General features: G+C 66.8%; 16 protein-coding genes. 13 read left to right on the forward strand and 3 right to left on the reverse strand.

Translation table 11 applies throughout. The features are described 5' to 3' along the window. Positions 1–101 precede the first annotated feature (101 nt). The gene (locus tag BX604_RS22340; protein WP_098553066.1) at positions 102–749 is read right to left on the reverse strand and encodes a LysE family translocator; all 648 of its coding nucleotides are present in this window, start codon (positions 747–749) and stop codon (positions 102–104) included. 106 nt (positions 750–855) lie between these two features. Between BX604_RS22340 and BX604_RS22345 the strand changes: the two genes are divergently transcribed. Beyond that, on the forward strand, positions 856–1,707 hold the full coding sequence (locus tag BX604_RS22345; protein WP_098553067.1) for a LysR substrate-binding domain-containing protein: 852 nt from the start codon (positions 856–858) through the stop codon (positions 1,705–1,707). Positions 1,708–1,737: 30 nt separating this feature from the next. On the opposite strand, the gene BX604_RS22350 is transcribed toward BX604_RS22345, so the two are convergent. After that, the gene (locus tag BX604_RS22350; protein WP_098553068.1) at positions 1,738–2,628 is read right to left on the reverse strand and encodes a LysR substrate-binding domain-containing protein; all 891 of its coding nucleotides are present in this window, start codon (positions 2,626–2,628) and stop codon (positions 1,738–1,740) included. A 152-nt stretch (positions 2,629–2,780) separates the two neighbouring features. Here BX604_RS22350 and ydiJ point away from each other — a divergent pair, with 152 nt between their 5' ends. From ydiJ to BX604_RS22385, 7 genes are all read left to right on the forward strand, one after another. Further along, a complete protein-coding gene (gene ydiJ, locus BX604_RS22355; RefSeq protein WP_098553069.1) occupies positions 2,781–5,828 on the forward strand; it encodes a D-2-hydroxyglutarate dehydrogenase YdiJ in 3,048 nt (1,015 codons plus the stop codon). Between the two features lie 133 nt (positions 5,829–5,961). Then, positions 5,962–7,281, forward strand: a complete 1,320-nt coding sequence (locus BX604_RS22360; protein ID WP_098553971.1) for an NAD(P)/FAD-dependent oxidoreductase — start codon at positions 5,962–5,964, stop codon at positions 7,279–7,281. 24 nt (positions 7,282–7,305) lie between these two features. Continuing rightward, the gene (locus BX604_RS22365) at positions 7,306–8,112 is read left to right on the forward strand and encodes an NAD(P)-binding domain-containing protein (RefSeq protein ID WP_098553070.1); all 807 of its coding nucleotides are present in this window, start codon (positions 7,306–7,308) and stop codon (positions 8,110–8,112) included. 74 nt (positions 8,113–8,186) lie between these two features. Beyond that, on the forward strand, positions 8,187–9,515 hold the full coding sequence (locus BX604_RS22370; RefSeq protein WP_098553071.1) for an MFS transporter: 1,329 nt from the start codon (positions 8,187–8,189) through the stop codon (positions 9,513–9,515). 92 nt (positions 9,516–9,607) lie between these two features. After that, positions 9,608–11,092, forward strand: a complete 1,485-nt coding sequence (locus BX604_RS22375; protein WP_098553072.1) for an FAD-dependent oxidoreductase — start codon at positions 9,608–9,610, stop codon at positions 11,090–11,092. A 46-nt stretch (positions 11,093–11,138) separates the two neighbouring features. Further along, on the forward strand, positions 11,139–11,489 hold the full coding sequence (locus tag BX604_RS22380; RefSeq protein ID WP_098553073.1) for a cupin domain-containing protein: 351 nt from the start codon (positions 11,139–11,141) through the stop codon (positions 11,487–11,489). Between the two features lie 13 nt (positions 11,490–11,502). Beyond that, positions 11,503–11,856 (forward strand): RidA family protein, encoded by a 354-nt coding sequence (locus tag BX604_RS22385; protein WP_098553074.1) that lies wholly within the window; start codon positions 11,503–11,505, stop codon positions 11,854–11,856. A 14-nt stretch (positions 11,857–11,870) separates the two neighbouring features. Here BX604_RS22385 and BX604_RS22390 read toward each other — a convergent pair whose 3' ends face one another. Further along, positions 11,871–12,917 carry a GlxA family transcriptional regulator gene (locus BX604_RS22390; RefSeq protein WP_098553075.1) on the reverse strand — a complete coding sequence of 349 codons (1,047 nt, stop codon included), beginning with the start codon at positions 12,915–12,917 and terminating at the stop codon, positions 11,871–11,873. A 38-nt stretch (positions 12,918–12,955) separates the two neighbouring features. On the opposite strand from BX604_RS22390, the gene BX604_RS38500 reads away from it, so the two are divergent. From BX604_RS38500 to BX604_RS22410, 5 genes are all read left to right on the forward strand, one after another. Next, positions 12,956–13,195 (forward strand): hypothetical protein, encoded by a 240-nt coding sequence (locus BX604_RS38500; protein ID WP_143748075.1) that lies wholly within the window; start codon positions 12,956–12,958, stop codon positions 13,193–13,195. Between the two features lie 21 nt (positions 13,196–13,216). Beyond that, on the forward strand, positions 13,217–14,617 hold the full coding sequence (locus tag BX604_RS22395) for an NAD(P)/FAD-dependent oxidoreductase (protein ID WP_098553076.1): 1,401 nt from the start codon (positions 13,217–13,219) through the stop codon (positions 14,615–14,617). Positions 14,618–14,667: 50 nt separating this feature from the next. Beyond that, positions 14,668–15,594: an NAD(P)-dependent oxidoreductase gene (locus BX604_RS22400; protein ID WP_218926876.1), complete on the forward strand. Its 927-nt coding sequence runs from the start codon at positions 14,668–14,670 to the stop codon at positions 15,592–15,594. Between the two features lie 8 nt (positions 15,595–15,602). Beyond that, positions 15,603–17,042 carry an aldehyde dehydrogenase family protein gene (locus BX604_RS22405; RefSeq protein WP_218926885.1) on the forward strand — a complete coding sequence of 480 codons (1,440 nt, stop codon included), beginning with the start codon at positions 15,603–15,605 and terminating at the stop codon, positions 17,040–17,042. A 171-nt stretch (positions 17,043–17,213) separates the two neighbouring features. Next, positions 17,214–18,101 (forward strand): LysR family transcriptional regulator, encoded by an 888-nt coding sequence (locus BX604_RS22410; RefSeq protein ID WP_098553078.1) that lies wholly within the window; start codon positions 17,214–17,216, stop codon positions 18,099–18,101. Positions 18,102–18,137: the final 36 nt, after the last annotated feature.

Raw genomic sequence — 18,137 nt, forward strand, 5'->3', positions numbered from 1 at the left:
GTCGCCGGCCGTGATGAAGCACTGCTGCGCGACGGGCGGCGCAGCCCGCGTGTTACGTCATCCGAGCGCTGCCGCATACCGCGGCGTACCCGCCGCGCCCATCACGCCACGCCCGCCATCCGCGATGCATCGACAAGCATCTCGACGCCGAGGCCGCCCAGCACCATCCCCATCGCCCAGCGCTGCGCCAGCAGCAGCGTCGGACGCCCATGCAGGAATTTCGCGATGCCGCTCGAGCAGATCGCGACCATCCCGTTGGCCGACGCGAACGCGGCGATCAGCAGCGAGCCGAGAAAGAGCGACTGGCCGAACACGCTGCCTTGCCGGTAGTCGATGAACTGCGGCAGCAGCGACACGAACAGCATTGCGAGCTTCGGATTCAGCACGCTGGTGGTCGCACCCATCGCGAGCAGCCGCAGCGGCTGCTCGCTGGGTAGCGTCTTGACCTCGAACGGCGAACGGCCGCCGGGGCGCACCGCCTGCCACGCGAGGTACAGCAGATACGCGGCGCCGACCACGCCGAGCACGGTGCCCGCGTACGGCACGCTCAGGAACAGCGTGGTGATCCCGAACGCCGCGCCGAACATGTAGAACAGGTAGCCCACCATCACGCCCGCCAGCGAAATCAGCCCGGCGGTGCGCCCCTGCGCGATCGAGCGCGACATCACGTAGACCATGTTCGGCCCCGGCGTGACCGCGAGCATCCCGCCGATGACCAGAAATCCGTAAAGCGAGCCGGAGGTATGCATGGTTGCCGTTTCCTGCGATGAGCGTCGATGACATGCATTGTCCGACCGTGGAGGTGCACAGTAAAACGGGATAAACTGAATCAATTGCTCAGATTTTCTGAAGAAAATGAAAAAGCTCGACCTCGATGTGCTGGCGATGGTGGTGGCCGTGACGGAGTCCGGTTCGTTCGCGCAGGGCGCGCAAGCCGTGCACCGTTCGCCGTCGGCGGTGAGCATGCAGATCAAGGCGCTGGAAGACGCGCTCGGCAAGCCGCTGTTCATCCGCGACACGCGCAACGTCACGGCCACCGACGACGGCCGCATGCTCACCGAATACGGCCGCCGGATGCTGGCGATGCGCGACGAGGCGTGGGCGTCGGTCGTGCGCCCGGAGATCAGCGGCCGCGTGACGATCGGCGTGCCCGACGACTACATCTCGTCGCTGCTGCCGCAGGTGCTGGGGAAATTCGCCGCGATGCATCCGCGCGTGGAAGTGCGCGTGATCGGCCAGCCGAGCAGCGCGCTCGTGCCGATGCTCAAGGACAACACCGTCGACCTCGCCTGCCTCACGCGCATCAAGGGCGTGACCGGCGAACGGGTTCGGCTCGAGCCGATCGTGTGGACGGGCTCGGCGAAACGCAACGTGTGGGAGGAGCGGCCGTTGCCGGTCGCGTTCTTCACGCACGGCGGCAGCATGGCGCGCGACCACGCGGTCAAGGCGCTGAACCGGCAGAACATCCCGTACCGGATGTCGTACGAAAGCCCGAGCTTTCTCGGTCTGTTGAGCATGGTCGAGGCCGGCCTCGCGGTCGCGCCGCTCGCGCGGTGCAGCATTCCCGCGCATCTCGTCCAGCTGTCGCAGAACGAAGGGCTGCCGCCGCTGGGCGAGCTCGAAGTCGTGCTGGCGCGCAGCGCGCACTCGGCGCGCCCGCCGTGCGATTACCTCGCCGAGCAGATTCTCGACGAATGGCGGGCATGAGCGCGCGGCGGCGCTGCCCGCTGTCGATACTCAGCACGACTTCAGCAACCATTCCCTGAACGCCGCCAGCGACGGCAACGTGTCGTTTTCCGGCGGATACACGAGGTAGTAGCTGCGCTGGCTCGTGATCGCGTCGCCGACCGACACGAGCTCGCGGCGGCTCAGCTCGTCTTCCACCAGCACCTTCGGTACGAGGCCGATCCCCATCCCCGCGCGCACGGCCTGGATCAGGTGCGACGTCAGCTCGAAGCTCGGGCCGATCCGCATCTCGCGATGATCGAGCCCGAAATGCGAGAACCATTCCGCCCACGCATGCTGATTGCTCGTCACCCCGAGCAGCGTTTGGCCGGCCGCCCACGCCGGCGCGTGCGGGTCGGCCTCGCGGCTGCCGTCCGCGTCCGGGCTCGCGATCGCGATCAGGAATTCGTTGTACAGCCGGTGTGCGTGCAGGCCGGGCCAGTCGCCCGCGCCGACGGTGATGGCCGCGTCGAGATCGTCGGTATGGAAGTCGATGCCGCCGATCCGCGAATGCAGGTGCACGGTCACGCCCGGGTGCGCGGCATAGAAGTCGTGCAGGTGCGGCAGCAGCCATTTCGAGCCGAAGGTCGGCAACGTGGCCAGCCGCAGCGTGCCGGCCCCGGCGTGGTGCGACATGGCCTGCAGCGTCGCGCCGCGAATGCGCCCCAGTGCGCCGCTCAGCTCGATGAAGTAGCGGCGCCCGACCTCCGTCAGCTTCACGGAGCGGCCCTCGCGCCGGAACAGCGGCACGCCGAGTTGATCCTCGAGCGTCTGGACCTGCCGGCTGATCGCGCTCTGGCTGAGCGACAGCTCATCGGCCGCGCGGGTATAGCTCTCGTGCCGGGCGGCCGCCTCGAACACGAGCAGCAGCGACATGGACGGGGTCAGACGACGGTAATTCATGAGTTTTATGCAAGTTTTGCCGGGGGAGAATTCGTTTGTTTCTGGCGCTGATTAGCAAGATACTGGATTTCCGGCGTGCATGGAATCTTGCTCAAAACTCATGTTTCTGACCTGACGGCACGCCGGCCCGACCCACCTCTCGCGTTTATCCCATGTCGATCGCCCCGTTGCCCCGTCCCGCCAGCCAGCCTGAAAGCCGTTACCGCGATTTTCTCGCCGCCCTACAGGCCGCCGGCTTCGCCGGGGACATCCGTGCGGATCACGCGAACCGGACCGTGCAGGCCACGGACAACTCGATCTACCAGCGGCTGCCGCAGGCGGTGATCTGTCCCGCGCATGCGGACGACGTGCGGCTCGTCGCGCGGCTGCTCGCCGAGCCCGCGCATCGCGACGTCGCGGTGGCGGCGCGCGGCGGCGGCACCGGCACCAACGGGCAGTCGCTGACCGATGGCGTGGTCGTCGACCTGTCGCGCAACATGAACCGGATCCTGGAGATCAACGTCGCCGAGCGCTGGGTGCGGGTGCAGGCGGGCGTCGTCAAGGATCAGCTCAATGCCGCGCTGAAGCCGCACGGCCTCTTTTTCGCGCCGGAGCTGTCGACCTCGAACCGCGCGACGGTCGGCGGGATGATCAACACCGACGCGAGCGGGCAGGGCAGCTGCACGTACGGCAAGACGCGCGACCACGTGCTCGCGCTCGACTTCGTGCTGATGGGCGGCGAGCAGCTGCACAGCGACGCGCTCGCGGACGACGAACTGACGCGCCGCTGCGCGCAGCAGGACCGGATCGGCAAGGTGTATCGCACCGCGCGCCGCATCGCCGATGAAAAGGCCGCGCTGATCGACGCGAAATTTCCGAAGCTCAATCGCTGCCTGACCGGCTACGATCTCGCGCACCTGCGCGAGCCGGACGGCCGCTTCAACCTGAACAGCGTGCTGTGCGGCGCCGAAGGCTCGCTCGGCTTCGTCGTCGAAGCGCGGCTTAACGTGCTGCCGATCCCGAAGTACTCGGTGCTGGTGAACGTGCGCTACGCGAGCTTCATGGATGCGCTGCGCGATGCGCGCGCGCTGCTCGAACTGAAACCGCTGTCGATCGAGACGGTCGACTCGAAGGTGCTGATGCTCGCGATGAAGGACTTCGTGTGGAGCAGCGTCGCCGAATATTTCCCGCAGGACGACCCGCGTCCGACGCTCGGCATCAACCTGATCGAATTCAGCGGCGACGACGCGCAAGACGTCGATGCGCAGGTACGCGCGTTCGTCGACCATCTGCGCAACGATACGAGCGTCGAGCGGCTCGGCCATACGCTCGCGAGCGGCGACGACGCGGTGAAGCGCGTGTATGCGATGCGCAAGCGCGCGGTCGGCTTGCTCGGCAACGTGCAGGGCGAAGCGCGTCCGCAGCCGTTCGTCGAGGACACCGCGGTGCCGCCCGAAAACCTGGCCGCATACATCGCCGAATTCCGCGCGCTGCTGGATGGCTACGGGCTGCAGTACGGGATGTTCGGCCACGTCGACGCGGGCGTGCTGCACGTGCGCCCGGCGCTCGACATGAAGGACCCGAAGCAGGCGGCGCTGGTGCGCCCGGTGTCGGATGCGGTGGCCGCGCTCACGCAGCGCCATGGTGGCCTGTTATGGGGCGAGCACGGCAAGGGCGTGCGCTCCGAATATGCGCCGGCGTTCTTCGGCGAGCTGTATCCGTCGCTGCAGCAACTGAAGGCCGCGTTCGATCCGCACAACCAGTTCAATCCGGGCAAGATCGCGACGCCGCCGGACAATACGCTGCGGCTGCTCAAGATCGACGAGGTGCCCACGCGCGGCGACCACGACCGGCAGATCGACGAGCGCGTGTGGCAGAGCTACGGCACGGCGATGCACTGCAACGGCAACGGCGCGTGCTACAACTTCGACCCGGACGACGCGATGTGCCCGTCGTGGAAGGCGACCCGCGAACGCGTGCATTCGCCGAAGGGGCGTGCGTCGCTGATGCGCGAATGGTTGCGCCTGCAAGGACAGGCCGGCGTGGACGTGGTCGCGGCGGCGCGCGCCCGGCAGCCGTGGCTGAGCGGCCTCGCGACCCGCTGGCGCAACAGCCGCGCGGCGCGCAACGGGGAAGCCGATTTCTCGCACGAGGTGTATGACGCGATGGCCGGCTGCCTCGCATGCAAATCGTGCGCGGGGCAGTGCCCGGTCAAGGTCAACGTGCCCGAGTTCCGCTCGCGCTTTCTCGAGCTGTATCACCAGCGCTATCTGCGGCCGCTGCGCGACTACCTGATCGGCTCGCTCGAATACACGATGCCGTGGATGGCGCGGGTGCCCGCGCTGTACAACGGGCTGATGCGCGCCGGCTGGGTGCGCACGCTGCTGGAGCGGCACGTCGGCATGGTCGACAGTCCGCTGCTGAGCCGCTTCGATCTCGCGGCCGTGATTCGCCAGTGGCGTGTGCGGCCCGCCGATCCGCAGGCGCTCGCGGCGCTGACCGATGCGCAACGCGCACGCAGCGTCGTCATCGTGCAGGACACGTTCACGCGCTACTTCGATACCGAGCAACTGGCGACGCTGATCGAGCTGGCGGCGCGCGCGGGCTTCCAGGTTTGGCTCGCGCCGCTCGCGCCGAACGGCAAGGCGCTGCACGTCCAGGGCTTCCTGCGCGCGTTCGGGAAGGCGGCGATCCGCAACGCGACGCAACTGGCCGCGCTGGCGCGCCCGGGCATCGCGCTGGTCGGCCTCGATCCGGCGATGACGCTCACGTATCGTCAGGAGTATCTGAAGGTGACCGGGCTCGCCGACGTGCCGAAGGTCGCGCTGCCGCAGGAGTGGCTGCTGCACGCACTGCCGGAATCGGCCGCGGGCAGCGCATCCGGGTCGTACCGGCTGCTGCCGCACTGCACCGAGAAGACCAACGCGCCGGACAGCGGCAAGCAGTGGGGGCAGGTGTTCGCGCGCCGCGGCTTGCGCCTGCAGGTGCAGGCCGCCGGCTGCTGCGGGATGTCGGGGACGTACGGGCACGAGGCGCGCAACCTGGACACGTCGCGCACGATCTATGCGCAGTCGTGGGCCGCGCACGTCGACGCGCCGGACGACGCGGGCGAAGCGCTGGCGACCGGGTATTCGTGCCGCAGCCAGGTGAAGCGCATGTCGGCGCGGCAGCTGCGCCACCCGCTGCAGGCGCTGCTCGATCACGTGCGCGCGGCGGGGTGATGGGCGGCGCGCGGCGTGCGTCGCTGCTTAAGGGGATACCCTGAATGGCACTGGCGTCATAGCAATTGCCTCATTCCTTATATGCGCATTTCGCGCGCCGACTCGATACTTGCGGCACACATTGGTGCTGAACATGAAACGAGTCAACTACTTGCCGGCCGACGACAGATCCTGCGGCTGGTTTCACCTGAGCCGGACCCGGCGACCCGCCGCCGCGCATACGGGCAAGACCTCCGCGCGCTGGGTCGTCGTCGGTGCCGGGCTCACGGGCCTGGCGGCGGCGCGCCGCATCGCGCTGCGCCATCCGAACGATGCCGTCGTCCTGCTGGACGCACAGGAAGTCGGTTATGGGGCGTCCGGCCGAAACTCCGGATTCGCGATCGACCTGCCGCACGACATCGGCGCGCCCGATTACATCGGCGATCCCGCGACGGCGCGGATGAACCTGAAGCTCAACCAGGCCGCGCAGCAGATCATCAAGCAATTGGTCGCCGAGCATGGGATCGAGTGCGACATGCGCGCGGTCGGCAAGTACCAGGCTGCCGTCGAACCGCGCGGCATCGCGGTGCTCGATGCGTACCGGAAAGGGCTCGAAAACCTCGGCGAACACTGCGAGGTGGTTGCGGAAGACGAACTGCCGGAACGCATCGGCACGCGCTTCTACAAGCAGGGGCTGTTCACGCCCGGCACGATCCTCCTGCAGCCGGCGGCGCTCGTGAAAGGGCTCGCCGACAGCCTGCCGGACAACGTCACGCTGCACGAATACACGCCGGTCACGTCCGTCGACTACGGCGACCGGATCACGCTCGCGCATCGGCACGGCGAAATCGTCGCGGACAAGCTGCTGCTGACCAACAACGCATTCGCATCGAGCTTCGGCTTCCTGAAGCGACGACTGCTGCCGGTCTTCACGTATGCCAGCATGACGCGCGTGCTGACCGACGACGAGCAGGCACGGCTGGGCGGCTTGCCCGTGTGGGGCATCATCCCGGCCGATCCGTTCGGCAGCACGTTGCGGCGCACGCCGGACAACCGTCTGCTGGTGCGCAACAGCTTCAGCTTCAACCCGAACGGCCACAGCAGCGAGGCGTTCCTGCAACGCGTCGCGCAGCGCCATCGCGCGTCGTTCGAGCGGCGTTTCCCGATGCTGCCGAACGTGCCGTTCGAATACACGTGGGGCGGCGCGATGTGCCTGTCGCGCAATCACATGGCGCATTTCGGCCAGCTCGCGCCGAACGTCTACGGCGCGCTGTGCTGCGGCGGCCTGGGCATCACGCGCGGCACGATCACCGGCACGTTGCTGGCCGACTGGCTCGCCGGGGAGCGCAACGAACTGATCGAGTTCCTGCTGTCGTCGCCCGGGCCGAATGCGAATCCGCCCGAACCGCTGCTGTCCGCCGGCGTGAATCTGAACCTGATGTGGGGACAGTGCCGCGCGGGCAAGGAAAGCTGAGCATCCGTCACGAGAGAGGACGTCATGATCAAACTGGGTATTCTCGGGGTGGGAGATCTCACCGAAAAGATGGTGCGCGGCCTGCTGCGCGAGACCGGCGACATGGAAATCGTGCTGTCGCCGCGCGGACGCGAGAAGGCGCTCGCGCTCGGCCGCGAGCACGCGTGCCGCGTGATGACCGACAACCAGGCGGTCGTCGATGCGGCCGACATCGTGCTGGTCGGCGTTCGTCCGGCACAACTGGAAGCGCTCGCGCAAGAGGTCGCGCTCCGGCCGGACCAGACGCTGATCTCCGTCGTGAGCGGCGTATCGGTCGCGGAGCTGCAGCGGTTGTTCGGCATCGACCGCTGCGTGCGGGCGATGCTGTCCTATGCGGCCGAGATCAACCGCTCGACGGTCGCCCTCTATCCCGCCGATCCCGGCGCGCAGGCGCTGCTGCACGTGCTCGGCAATCTGATCGTCCTCGCCAGCGAGACGGAGTTCGAACTGGCGACGGTCAGCGCGTGCATGAACGGCTGGTTCTACTTTCTGTTGCATGACCTGCAGCACTGGCTGGAAGACAAGGGCATGCCGCCCGGGCGGGCGCGCGCGCTGGTGCTGAGCAGCATCGAGGATTGCGTGGCCTACGCGCGGCATCGCGATGCACTGCCGATCCGCGATCTGGGCCGTTCGATCGCGACGCCGGGCACGTTTACCGAACAGGGGCTCGAGATGCTCGCGCTGCATCAGGCGAACGCGGCATGGAACGCCGCGTGCGAAGTCGTATTCGATGCGCTGCTGAGCGGATCGGGGCGGGGCCCGGGTTCGAACACCACCGATCCGGCACCCTGACGGCCTGGCCGTCACGTTGGCCGGGTCCATCCATGAAACGTCCGAATTTCTCAATACAAAATTAAGGAGAACGAATGTCGTCGATCAGCAATCTCGAAGACGAACCACTCAACCGGTTCCACAAGAAACTGACCCTCTACTCGGCCGGCGGGCCGTTTCTCGACGGTTACGTGATGAGCATCATCGGTGTCGTGATGATGCAGATATCGGCTGCACTGCATTTGAATACGTTCTGGGAAGGGATGGTTGCCGCGTCGGCGCTGATCGGCATCTTTCTCGGCGGTTTCCTCGGCGGGTGGTTCACGGACCGCTTCGGCCGCAAGGTGCTTTACCTGATCGACCTGGTCGCGATCATCGGTTTTTCGGCCGCCCAGTTCTGGGTGGAGTCGGTGTGGGCGCTGTTCATCTGGCGCCTGCTGATCGGCGTCGCCGTCGGGGCGGACTATCCGATCGCGACCGCGTTCCTCGCGGAGTTCCTGCCCCGCAAATATCGCGGTCCGCTCCTCGCGAGCATGCTGGTGATGTGGTTCGCCGGCGCGGCCTGTGCGTATATCGGCGGTACCCTGATCCTCGAGTTCGGCGGCGCGGATGCATGGCGCTACGTGCTGGCCAGCGCGCTGGTGCCGGGCGTGCTGTTCATGGTGGCGCGCGCAGGCACGCCGGAGTCGCCGCGCTGGCTGCTCAGCAAGGGGCGCCGGGAAGAAGCCGACAAGGTCATCAAGCACGTGTATGGCCCGCGGTTCTCGTCGAAAAACCTGCCGGAGCCGCCGAAGACGCGCGAAGTATCGGTGTGGTCGCTGTTCCACTCGGGCTACGGCAAGCGCATGTGGTTCGTGACGATCTTCTGGACCTGCGCCGTGCTGCCGCTGTTCGCGATCTACTCGTTCGCGCCGACCGTGCTCGGTGCGCTCGGCCTGACCGAGAAATGGGCCGCGCTGGGGTCGGTCGCGATCACGATGCTGTTCGTCGTCGGCTGCCTGGCGGGGATGAAGCTGATCAACGTGATGGGGCGCCGGCAGATGCTGATCCAGAGCTTTCTGTGGTCCGGGGCGGCGCTGGCGCTGCTGGGCTTGAATCCGAATGCGTCCCCGATGATCGTGCTGATCCTGTTCGGCGCCTATGCGATCTTCAACAGCGGCGCGCAGATCCTGGAATTCGTCTACCCGAACGAACTGTTCCCGACCGAGATCCGTGCGACGGCCGTCGGCCTGGGCACGTCGCTGTCGCGGATCGGCACGGCGGTGGGTACGTATCTGGTTCCGGTCGCGCTGACGTCGATCGGCATCGGCCACACGATGCTGGTTGCGGCTGCCGTCTCGTTCGTCGGCGCGTGGTGCGCGTGGGCGATGGCGCCCGAGACGCAGAAGCTGGACCTGCATCAGGCGGCTTCGCTCGATCACTGAACGGCATGGCGGCGAACGGGCACGCGCGGCGGATGTCGCGCGTGCCCGTCGCACGCCAGTCACTTTCCAACCGACATGACGATGGACGAACGATGCGACCGCAACTGAGCAAGCTGGCCGACGAGACCTGGGACGTGGTGGTGATCGGCGCCGGCGCGGTGGGCTGCGCCAGCGCGCGCGAATTGGCCGGGCGCGGCTTCAAGACCCTGCTGGTCGACCGCGGCGATATCGCGACGGGCACGTCGTCGCGCTCGAGCCGGATGCTGTATTCCGGCGTCGGCTATCTGGCGCCGCAGTTTCCGCTGTGGCAGATCCCGTTCCGGCCGGTCGCCGTGATGAAGCGCTTTCTGTATGCGCGCAACATCATGCACTGCCGCGCCGAACTGGTTGCCGACATGCCGCAGCGGCTGACCCGCCACCGCTTCCATTACCCGTTTCGCGCGGGCGACCGCTATCCGCACTGGCTGGTCGGCTTCGGCTTCCGGCTGATGGAGGCCGTCGCGAGCCGCAACGTGCCGCTGGCGTTTCGCCGGCTGTCACCGGAACAGGCGGCCCGCGAGAGCGCGATGGTCGCGGCGCTGGGTGGCCCGCTGGCCGGTGTCGGCGTGTTCGAGGAATACATGTATGCGTGGCCCGAGCGCATCTGCGTCGATACGGCGCTCGATGCCGAGCAGCGCGGCGCGACGCTGCGCACGTACACGAAGGTGAGTGCGCTCGAGCGGCGCGGTGCGGCCTGGCGCATCACGCTCGACGACCAGGCGCCCGGCGCGACCGCGCAAGTGCGCATCAGCGCGCGCGCGGTCGTGAACGCCGCGGGGCCGTGGGTCGATCGCGTGTCCGGCGGCGGCCATCGCGACGTGAAGCGGGTGCTCGGACGCAAGGGCGTGAACGTGATGGTGCGCCTGCCGGACGCATGGCGCGGCCAGGGGCTCGAAGCGTTCTCGAGCAAGGGCGAGACGTTCTACATCTTCCCGTGGGGCGACCATCACTTCATCGGCCCGACCGAAACCGTCGTCAGCGAGGATCCGGACAACGTGCGCGTGCTGGATGCCGAAGTCGACTACATCCTGAGCGAGGCGAACCTGCTGTTCCCCGAGCTGAAGCTCACGCGCGCGCACGTGCGGCACTGCTGGTGCGGCGTGCGCCCGATGTCGACGACGGACGGCGAAACGGTCAGCCTGCCCGTGCGTGCGATCGAGGATCCGAACCTGCCGGGGCTCGTCACGATGACGGGCTCCTACATCATGATGCACCGCCACGCCGGGCGGATGGCCGCGAAGTCGGTCGAGCGGCACCTGGGCAAGCGGCGTGCGGCGCCCAAGGGGATGCTGGTCGGTCCGGGGCGGCAGGCGAACGCGCAAACCGTCGAGCAGATCCTGAAGCAGGAGCACGTCGTGCGGCTGGCCGACCTGATTCGCCGTCGCCTGCCCGACGGGTTGAATCCGGTGCTCGGGCGCGACCGTGCCGAGGAACTGTCGCGCATCGCCGCGACGGTGCTCGGCTGGTCGGAAGCGCGGCGACAGGAAGAGTTGCGGCATTTCGAGTCGGATACGGCCGGGGTTTACCGCGCCCTATGATCCGGAATGCAAAGTGTTTAATTCAACTGAAACAGAGGACGATTTCATGACCCAGGTTCTTACCGTGGTTCGACAGGCCGAAGCGGCCGCGATCGGCGAAACCGCGCCGCCCAGACTGCCGATCGGCGAGATCGTCGCGGCGCAAGGCACGGCCCAGCATCAGGAAGCCGCCGACGTCGGCGCGAGCACCGGCGTGTGGGAAAGCTCGCCCGGCCAGTTCCGCCGTCATCTGAAAAACCGCGAATTCAGCCACATCGTCAGCGGCTGGTGCCTCTTCACGCCGGATGGCGGCGAGCCGGTCGAGCTGCGCGCGGGCGATGCCGTGCTGTTCCCGGCGAACTGCGAAGGCGTGTGGGACATTCGCGAGACGCTGCGCAAGACGTACGTGCTGTTCTGACGCGGAGCCGGACATGAGCGAGATCAAACGATTTGCCGTGCGCCCGCGCGCCAGCGGCATCGTCGTATCCGGCGACCGGATCGAAACGTCGGGCATCGTCGCGGCGGCCGGTGTGCCGACCGACATCGACGCGCAGACGCGCTCGGTGCTGGCGCAACTGGAAGGGCTGTTGCTTGAGGCGGGCGCCGGCAAGCAGCACGTCACGCGCATCCAGATCTGGCTGGCCGACATGAAGGATTTCGATGCGATGAATCGCGTGTACGACGCATGGGTCGGCAACGCCGATCAGCCTGCGCGCGCCTGCGTCGGCGCGCCGCTCGCGCATCCGGATTATCTGATCGAGATTCAGGCGACGGGCGCGCTGTAGTCGAGCCGCGCGCGTCAGCGCGCGGCAAGCAGCCGCTCTACCTCATGCCGGCGTTTGCGGTAAACCGAGGGCGTCTCGCCGTACTGCTTGCGGAACCACAGAATGAAGTGCGACGCATCCGAGAACCCGCACTCGATCGCGATCGTCGTGACGTTCAGGCTCGTGTCCGCGAGTTGCTTGCGGGCGTGTTCGAGCCGGAGCTTTCTCCAGTAGTTCGCGGGCGCATCGTTCGTGTTGTTCAGAAACGCGCGATGCAGTTGGCGCGCGCTGGTGCCTGCGTGATCGGCGACTTCCTTCAGCGTGGCCGACGCGCCGAGATTGGCGCGCATGAACGCGATCGCCTTGCGCACGATCTCGTTCTGGTACACGTGCGGTTCGCTGTCGCGTTCTTGCTCGGGCGCGGTGTCGAGCGCGGTGTCCGCCAGCAGGTACTTCAGCCCCTTCTGCGCGCGAATCTCGCCGCAGTGGCGCCGGATCATGTTCGCGGCGAGATCGATCGCCGTGCCGCCGGGGCACGTGATGATGCCTTCGTCGTCCACGTAGCTCTTGTCGATCAGTGCGGTGGCGAGCGGAAAGCGCTCGCTGAACTCGTCGCGGATCGTGAAGTGAATCGCGCAGCGACGGCCGTCGAGCAGCCCCGCCTTGCCCAGCACGAACGACGCCGAGCACAGCCCGATGATCGGGATGCCGGCCGCATGGACGTTGCGCAACGCATCGAGCAGCCAGTCGGGCGGATTGCGGGTTTCGGCGAGCAGGCCGCCGGCGACCACGACGTAGTCGTACGATTCGAGCTGCTCGAGCCGCTTGGTCGGCAGGATCGGCATGCCGCAGCTCGCGGAGATCGGCTCGTCGTTGCAGGTCATCCAGTCCCACTGGCAGTAGATCTGGCGGCTGCGAAACGATTTGTCCGCCGCGAACCGCAACGAATCGACCAGCCCGGCCACCGGGACCAGCGTGAACTGATTCAGCAGGATGAAGCCGACGCGCAAGTCGGGCCGGCCAGGCGGCGCCTCGTCGGCCTCCTGGCTTCCGTCTCCGTAGTCTTCGTTATCTGTATACATCGCTCATCCCCGAGAAAGATGAGAATCCGGCATGCCGTATGCGCGCAGTGTACGAGTTTGCCGATGTCCTGTATGTGGCAAAAACACCGAAAAATATAACGGGAATGACAGCAAACGAGGGCCTGACGGTATGGTCGGCGCAGCGCGCGCTCGACGCGAAAAATGCGCTGCCGGAGCTAGGGAAACCCCTAGGTGGCCGCATCCCCGGCATTCTAGGAATTGTCCTTCTCGTGATAGCCCCGCCGGTTCCGCAACCGGAAAATCTGCCCCTGTATTGATCTCTAACGGGGCAAAAACTTATGTACCGAGGTTTCTGGTATGCGCAGGCGCTGGATCGCGAATGTGCATTGGCGCCCGCACTCGAGGAATCGACGCAGGCCGACGTGTGCATCATCGGCGGCGGTTACCTGGCGCTGTGGTCGGCGATCCGGATGAAGAAGGCGAAGCCGGGCCTGGATATCGTCGTGATCGAAAAGGATCGCTGCGGCTCCGGCGCGAGCGGGCGCAACGGCGGCTTCGTCAACAACTGGTGGGCGAAGTATCTGTCGCTGATGAGCATCTGCGGCGAAGCCGAGGCACGGCGCATCTGCGAGGCCGCCGAATCGGCGATCGACGAAATCGGCGAATTCTGCCGCGAGCACGACGTCGATGCGCAGTTCCGCAAGGACGGCTGGCTGTGGACGGCGAGCAATCCGCGTCAGCACAACTCGTGGCTGGTGCTGACCGAGAGCCTGGAGAAGTACGGCGTGAACCCGTTCCGGGCGCTGTCGCCGGACGAGGTGCGCGACACGTCCGGCTCGCCGCGGATCCTGTCGGGCATTTTCGATCCCAATGCGGCGACGGTGCAGCCGGCGCTGCTGGCGCGCGGCTTGCGCCGCGTGGCGATCGAGCTGGGCGTGCGCGTCTACGAGAAGACGCCGATGACGCGCCTCGAACGCAGCAAGCCGCCGGTGGTATACACCCCGCGCGGCAAGATCACGGCGCGCAAGGTGGTCATCGCGATGAATGCGTGGGGCGCGCAATTCCCCGAGCTCAAGCGGATGTTCGTGGTCATGTCGAGCGACATGATCGCGACCGCACAGATGAAGTCGCGGCTCGATGCGACGGGCTTCAGGACCGGCGTGTGCGTGAGCGATTCGCGCACGGTGCTCAACTACTGGCGCAACACGCCGGACGGCCGCATCGTGTTCGGCAAGCCGCTGGGCCAGTTCGCCTTCGCGTCGAAGATCGGCGCGCTGTACGACAAGCCGTGTCCGGCAGTCGACGGCGTGACCGCCGAAATGCGATCGTTCTATCCGCAACTGGCCGACGTGCCCGTGGTCAACAGCTGGACCGGGCCGCTCGATCGCGCGATGAAGGGGCTGCCCAATTTCGGTTATCTCGGCGGCCATCGCGACATCGTGTTCGGCATCGGTTTCTCCGGTGCGGGCGTGGGCCCCACGGTGTTCGCCAGCCGCATCATCAAGTCGCTGGTCGAGGAGGCCAACGACGAGTGGGCCAATTGCGGACTCGTTAACCAGCACATGAAGCTGCTGCCGCCCGAGCCGTTCCGTTTCATCGGCGCGCGCATGGTGCGCAACGCGCTGGTGCGCAAGGAGTCGCTCGAGGATCTCGATCGCGACGCCGGCGCACTCACCAATTTCCTCACGTCGCTGGCGCCTGCCGGCTATGCGCCCAAGAAAGTCGTCAGCAAGGGATGAACATGTCGCATCACGTCGTTTTTCTCGATCATGAAGGTATCGCGCCTTCGGTGAAAGTGCCGCCACTGCCGTTCGAGCATACGTGGACCAGCTACAGCTATACGTCGCCGCAGGACCTCGTCGCGCGGCTGCGCGACGCGACCGTCGCGCTGACCTGCAGCGTGCCGCTGCGCGAGGCGCATCTGCGCCAGTTGCCGAACCTCAGGATGATTTCGCTGGCGCTGACCGGCACCGATATCGTCGATCTCGACTACTGTCACGAACACGGCATCGTGGTGACGAACGTGCCCGGCTATGCGGCCAACACGGTGGCCGAGCACGTGATCGCGATGATGTTCGAACTGCTGCGCCGGCCGAGCAGCTATCACCGGCTGATGCGCAAGGTCCATCGCGGCGAGGTGCCGGCGCGCAACATCTATTTCGATTTCCGGATTCGCGATGTGGCCGGCAAGACGCTCGGCATCATCGGCAACGGCGTGATCGCGCGCCGGCTCGCGGAACTCGCGCGCGGCCTCGACATGAACGTGCTGCTCTACGACAAGGGCGGCGAGTTTCGCGGTGCGGGCTTCGTGCCGCTCGCGCAATTGCTCGCGCGCAGCGACGTGCTGTCGGTCAACGTGCCGCTCACCGACGAGACATGCAACATGCTCGGCGCGAAGGAGCTTGCGCAGATGAAGCGCGACGCGATCCTGATCAACACGGCGCGCGGCGGCATCGTCAACGAAGCGGCGCTGATCGACGCCATGCTCAACGAAACGATCGGCGGCGCGGCGCTGGACGTGCTGGTGAACGAGCCGGTCGACGTCGACGACCCGATCTTCCAGCTGATCGATCACGACAACTTCATCCTCAATCCGCACGTTGCGTGGAGCAGCGTCGACGCGATGCAGGGCTTGATCGACAAGGCGCTGAACAACATCGTCGAGTTCGCGAACGGCGACGTGCCGCAATTTGCCATCCAGAAGGTAACCGCATGACTTCCATCATCAAGACCAGCTTCGTCGACGGCCGTTTCGTCGAGCCGGACAGCCAGGCCGATCTCCTCGAGAACCGCAATCCGTCGGCGCCGGCCGAGATCGTCGAGCGCTTCGCGCGCGCCGATGCCGCGCTCGCCGAGCGCGCGATCCAGGCGGCCACGAACGCGAGCCGCACGTGGCGCCGCAGCAACCCGCAACTGCGCGCGACGATTCTCGATCGCATCGGCAGCGAGATTCTCGAACGTCGTCAGGAACTGGCCGAGCTGCTGTCGCGCGAGGAAGGCAAGATCGTGCGCGAGGCGCTGGGCGAAGTGGACCGGGCCGGCCATTCGTTCAAGTTCTACGCGCAGGAAGTGCTGCGCGCGAACGGCGAGAAATACGATTCCGTGCGCGAAGGCGTGGGCGTCGACGTGTTCACGCAGCCGGTCGGCGTGGTCGGCATCATCAGCCCGTGGAATTTCCCGATCGCGATTCCCGCATGGAAGATCGCGCCGGCGCTTGCGTTCGGCAACGCGGTCGTGTTCAAGCCGGCCGAACTGGTGCCGTCGTCCGCATGGGCGCTCGCGGAAATCATCTCCCGCTCCGGCTTGCCGGCCGGCGTGTTCAACATGCTGATCGGGCCGGGCCGCACCGTTGGCGATGCGATCCTGCGTTCGCCGCAGATCGACGCGATCACCTTCACCGGTTCCGAAGGCACCGGCCGACAGGTCGCGCGGATCGCGGCCGAGCGACTGGTGCGCGTGCAACTGGAGATGGGCGGCAAGAACCCGCTCGTCGTGCTGGACGACGCCGATCTCGACATCGCCGTCGAGGTCGCGCTGAACGGCTCGTTCTACTCGACCGGCCAGCGTTGCACGGCCAGCTCGCGCGTGATCGTCACGGCCGGCATTCACGACGCGTTCGTCGAGAAACTCGCGGCGCGCACGCGTGCGTTGCGCGTGGGCGATGCGCTGAGCGCCGACACCGATATCGGTCCCGTGGTCGACCCGGGCCAGCTCAGGCAGAACCTGTCGTACGTCGAGTCGGGCGTGCAGGAGGGCGCGACGCTGGTGTGCGGCGGCACGCATCTGGACAACGACAAGGATGCCTATCATTTCTCGCCGGCGCTGTTTACCGACGTGCAGCCGCACATGCGCATCTACCGCGAGGAGATCTTCGGGCCGGTGCTGGCCGTGCTGAAGGTGCCCGACTACGAAGCGGCGCTGGCGGCGGCGGAAGACACGCCGTTCGGCTTGTCCGCGGGCATCGTCACGACGTCGTTGAAATATGCGGAGGACTTCAAGCGCCGCTCGTCGGCCGGCATGGTGATGGTGAACCTGCCGACGGCGGGCGTGGACTATCACGTGCCGTTCGGCGGCAACCGCGGGTCGAGTCTCGGCCCGCGCGAGCAGGGAACGTATGCGCGGCAGTTCTTTACGCGGGTGAAGACGACGTATCAGCTGGCGTGATGGCGCTGTCGACGCGCGCCGCGGATCCGGAACCGGCATTCGCGACGTGCGTCGGCCGTGGCGGCGTCGGCGCGACGCGTCCCCGCTGCTACTATGACTGCGTACGGACCGCCGCGCCGGTTCGCACGCATCCCCACCTCACATCACGAAAGCCCCCAAGGATCCGGCCGCATGCGTATCGATCCGTACAGCCTGGAGCTGTTCATTTCCGTCGTTCAGGAAGGTTCGATCGCTCGGGCCGCCAGCCGCAACCATATCGCGCCGTCGGCGCTCAGCCGGCGCATCGCCGATCTCGAAGCGGCGATGGGCGTGCCGTTGCTGATCCGCTCGCCGTCCGGGGTCGAATTGACCGAAGCCGGTCGCCACGCGTTTTCCCGCGCCGTATCGGTTCACGACCAGTTGCAGTCGCTTGCGCGCGAGGTCCAGTCGTTGAGCGGCCAGGTTGCCGGCGTGGTGCGCCTGCATGCGAACGCGTCGGCAATCGTCGGCTTCCTGCCGGAACGGCTGAAAGCGTTCCAGGCACGTTACCCGCTCGTGCAGATCGCGTTGACGGAAGAGATCAGCGACGAGGTGGTCCGCGCGTGCGTGGACGACCGTGCCGACGTCGGCATCTCGGCGTGCGGCAAGATCCCGGGCGGGCTGGAATCGTGGCACTTCGCCGACGATCCGCTGATGGTCGTGCTGCCGCTCGATCATGATCTCGCCGCGCTTCCCGCGCCGACGTTCGGCGACGTACTGCGCTTTCCGCTCGTGGCATTGCAGGCCGGCGGTTCGCTCGACCGGACCCTCAAGGAGCGCGCCGATGCCGCGCGCATGCCGCTGAACCTGTCGGTGACGGTCAACAGCTTCGATGCGCAATGCCGGATGGTCGAAGCGGGGCTCGGCATCGGCATCGTTCCGACCAGCGCGGCGTCGGCGTTCGCCGGATCGAACGGGTTCGTGCGCAGGCCGCTCGACGAGCCGTGGGCGCGCGAGCGCGCGCTGCATGTCCATGCGCTCAGGAAATCGTCGCGCCTGAAGGCCGTCCAGGCGCTGATCGACGCGCTCGCGGGCACCTGACGCCACGGGGTTTACGCGGACATCGCGATTTGCGAT

This window comes from Burkholderia sp. JKS000303 (assembly GCF_002563755.1).
Lineage (GTDB): Bacteria > Pseudomonadota > Gammaproteobacteria > Burkholderiales > Burkholderiaceae > Burkholderia > Burkholderia anthina_B.

What these genes read in the sequence shown, in the direction of transcription:
- BX604_RS22340 (WP_098553066.1), bottom strand. Translation starts at nt 749, where the DNA reads ATGCATACCTCCGGCTCGCTTTACGGATTTCTGGTCATCGGCGGGATG.
- BX604_RS22345 (WP_098553067.1), top strand. Translation starts at nt 856, where the DNA reads ATGAAAAAGCTCGACCTCGATGTGCTGGCGATGGTGGTGGCCGTGACG.
- BX604_RS22350 (WP_098553068.1), bottom strand. Translation starts at nt 2,628, where the DNA reads ATGAATTACCGTCGTCTGACCCCGTCCATGTCGCTGCTGCTCGTGTTC.
- ydiJ (WP_098553069.1), top strand. Translation starts at nt 2,781, where the DNA reads ATGTCGATCGCCCCGTTGCCCCGTCCCGCCAGCCAGCCTGAAAGCCGT.
- BX604_RS22360 (WP_098553971.1), top strand. Translation starts at nt 5,962, where the DNA reads ATGAAACGAGTCAACTACTTGCCGGCCGACGACAGATCCTGCGGCTGG.
- BX604_RS22365 (WP_098553070.1), top strand. Translation starts at nt 7,306, where the DNA reads ATGATCAAACTGGGTATTCTCGGGGTGGGAGATCTCACCGAAAAGATG.
- BX604_RS22370 (WP_098553071.1), top strand. Translation starts at nt 8,187, where the DNA reads ATGTCGTCGATCAGCAATCTCGAAGACGAACCACTCAACCGGTTCCAC.
- BX604_RS22375 (WP_098553072.1), top strand. Translation starts at nt 9,608, where the DNA reads ATGCGACCGCAACTGAGCAAGCTGGCCGACGAGACCTGGGACGTGGTG.
- BX604_RS22380 (WP_098553073.1), top strand. Translation starts at nt 11,139, where the DNA reads ATGACCCAGGTTCTTACCGTGGTTCGACAGGCCGAAGCGGCCGCGATC.
- BX604_RS22385 (WP_098553074.1), top strand. Translation starts at nt 11,503, where the DNA reads ATGAGCGAGATCAAACGATTTGCCGTGCGCCCGCGCGCCAGCGGCATC.
- BX604_RS22390 (WP_098553075.1), bottom strand. Translation starts at nt 12,917, where the DNA reads ATGTATACAGATAACGAAGACTACGGAGACGGAAGCCAGGAGGCCGAC.
- BX604_RS38500 (WP_143748075.1), top strand. Translation starts at nt 12,956, where the DNA reads ATGCGCGCAGTGTACGAGTTTGCCGATGTCCTGTATGTGGCAAAAACA.
- BX604_RS22395 (WP_098553076.1), top strand. Translation starts at nt 13,217, where the DNA reads ATGTACCGAGGTTTCTGGTATGCGCAGGCGCTGGATCGCGAATGTGCA.
- BX604_RS22410 (WP_098553078.1), top strand. Translation starts at nt 17,214, where the DNA reads ATGCGTATCGATCCGTACAGCCTGGAGCTGTTCATTTCCGTCGTTCAG.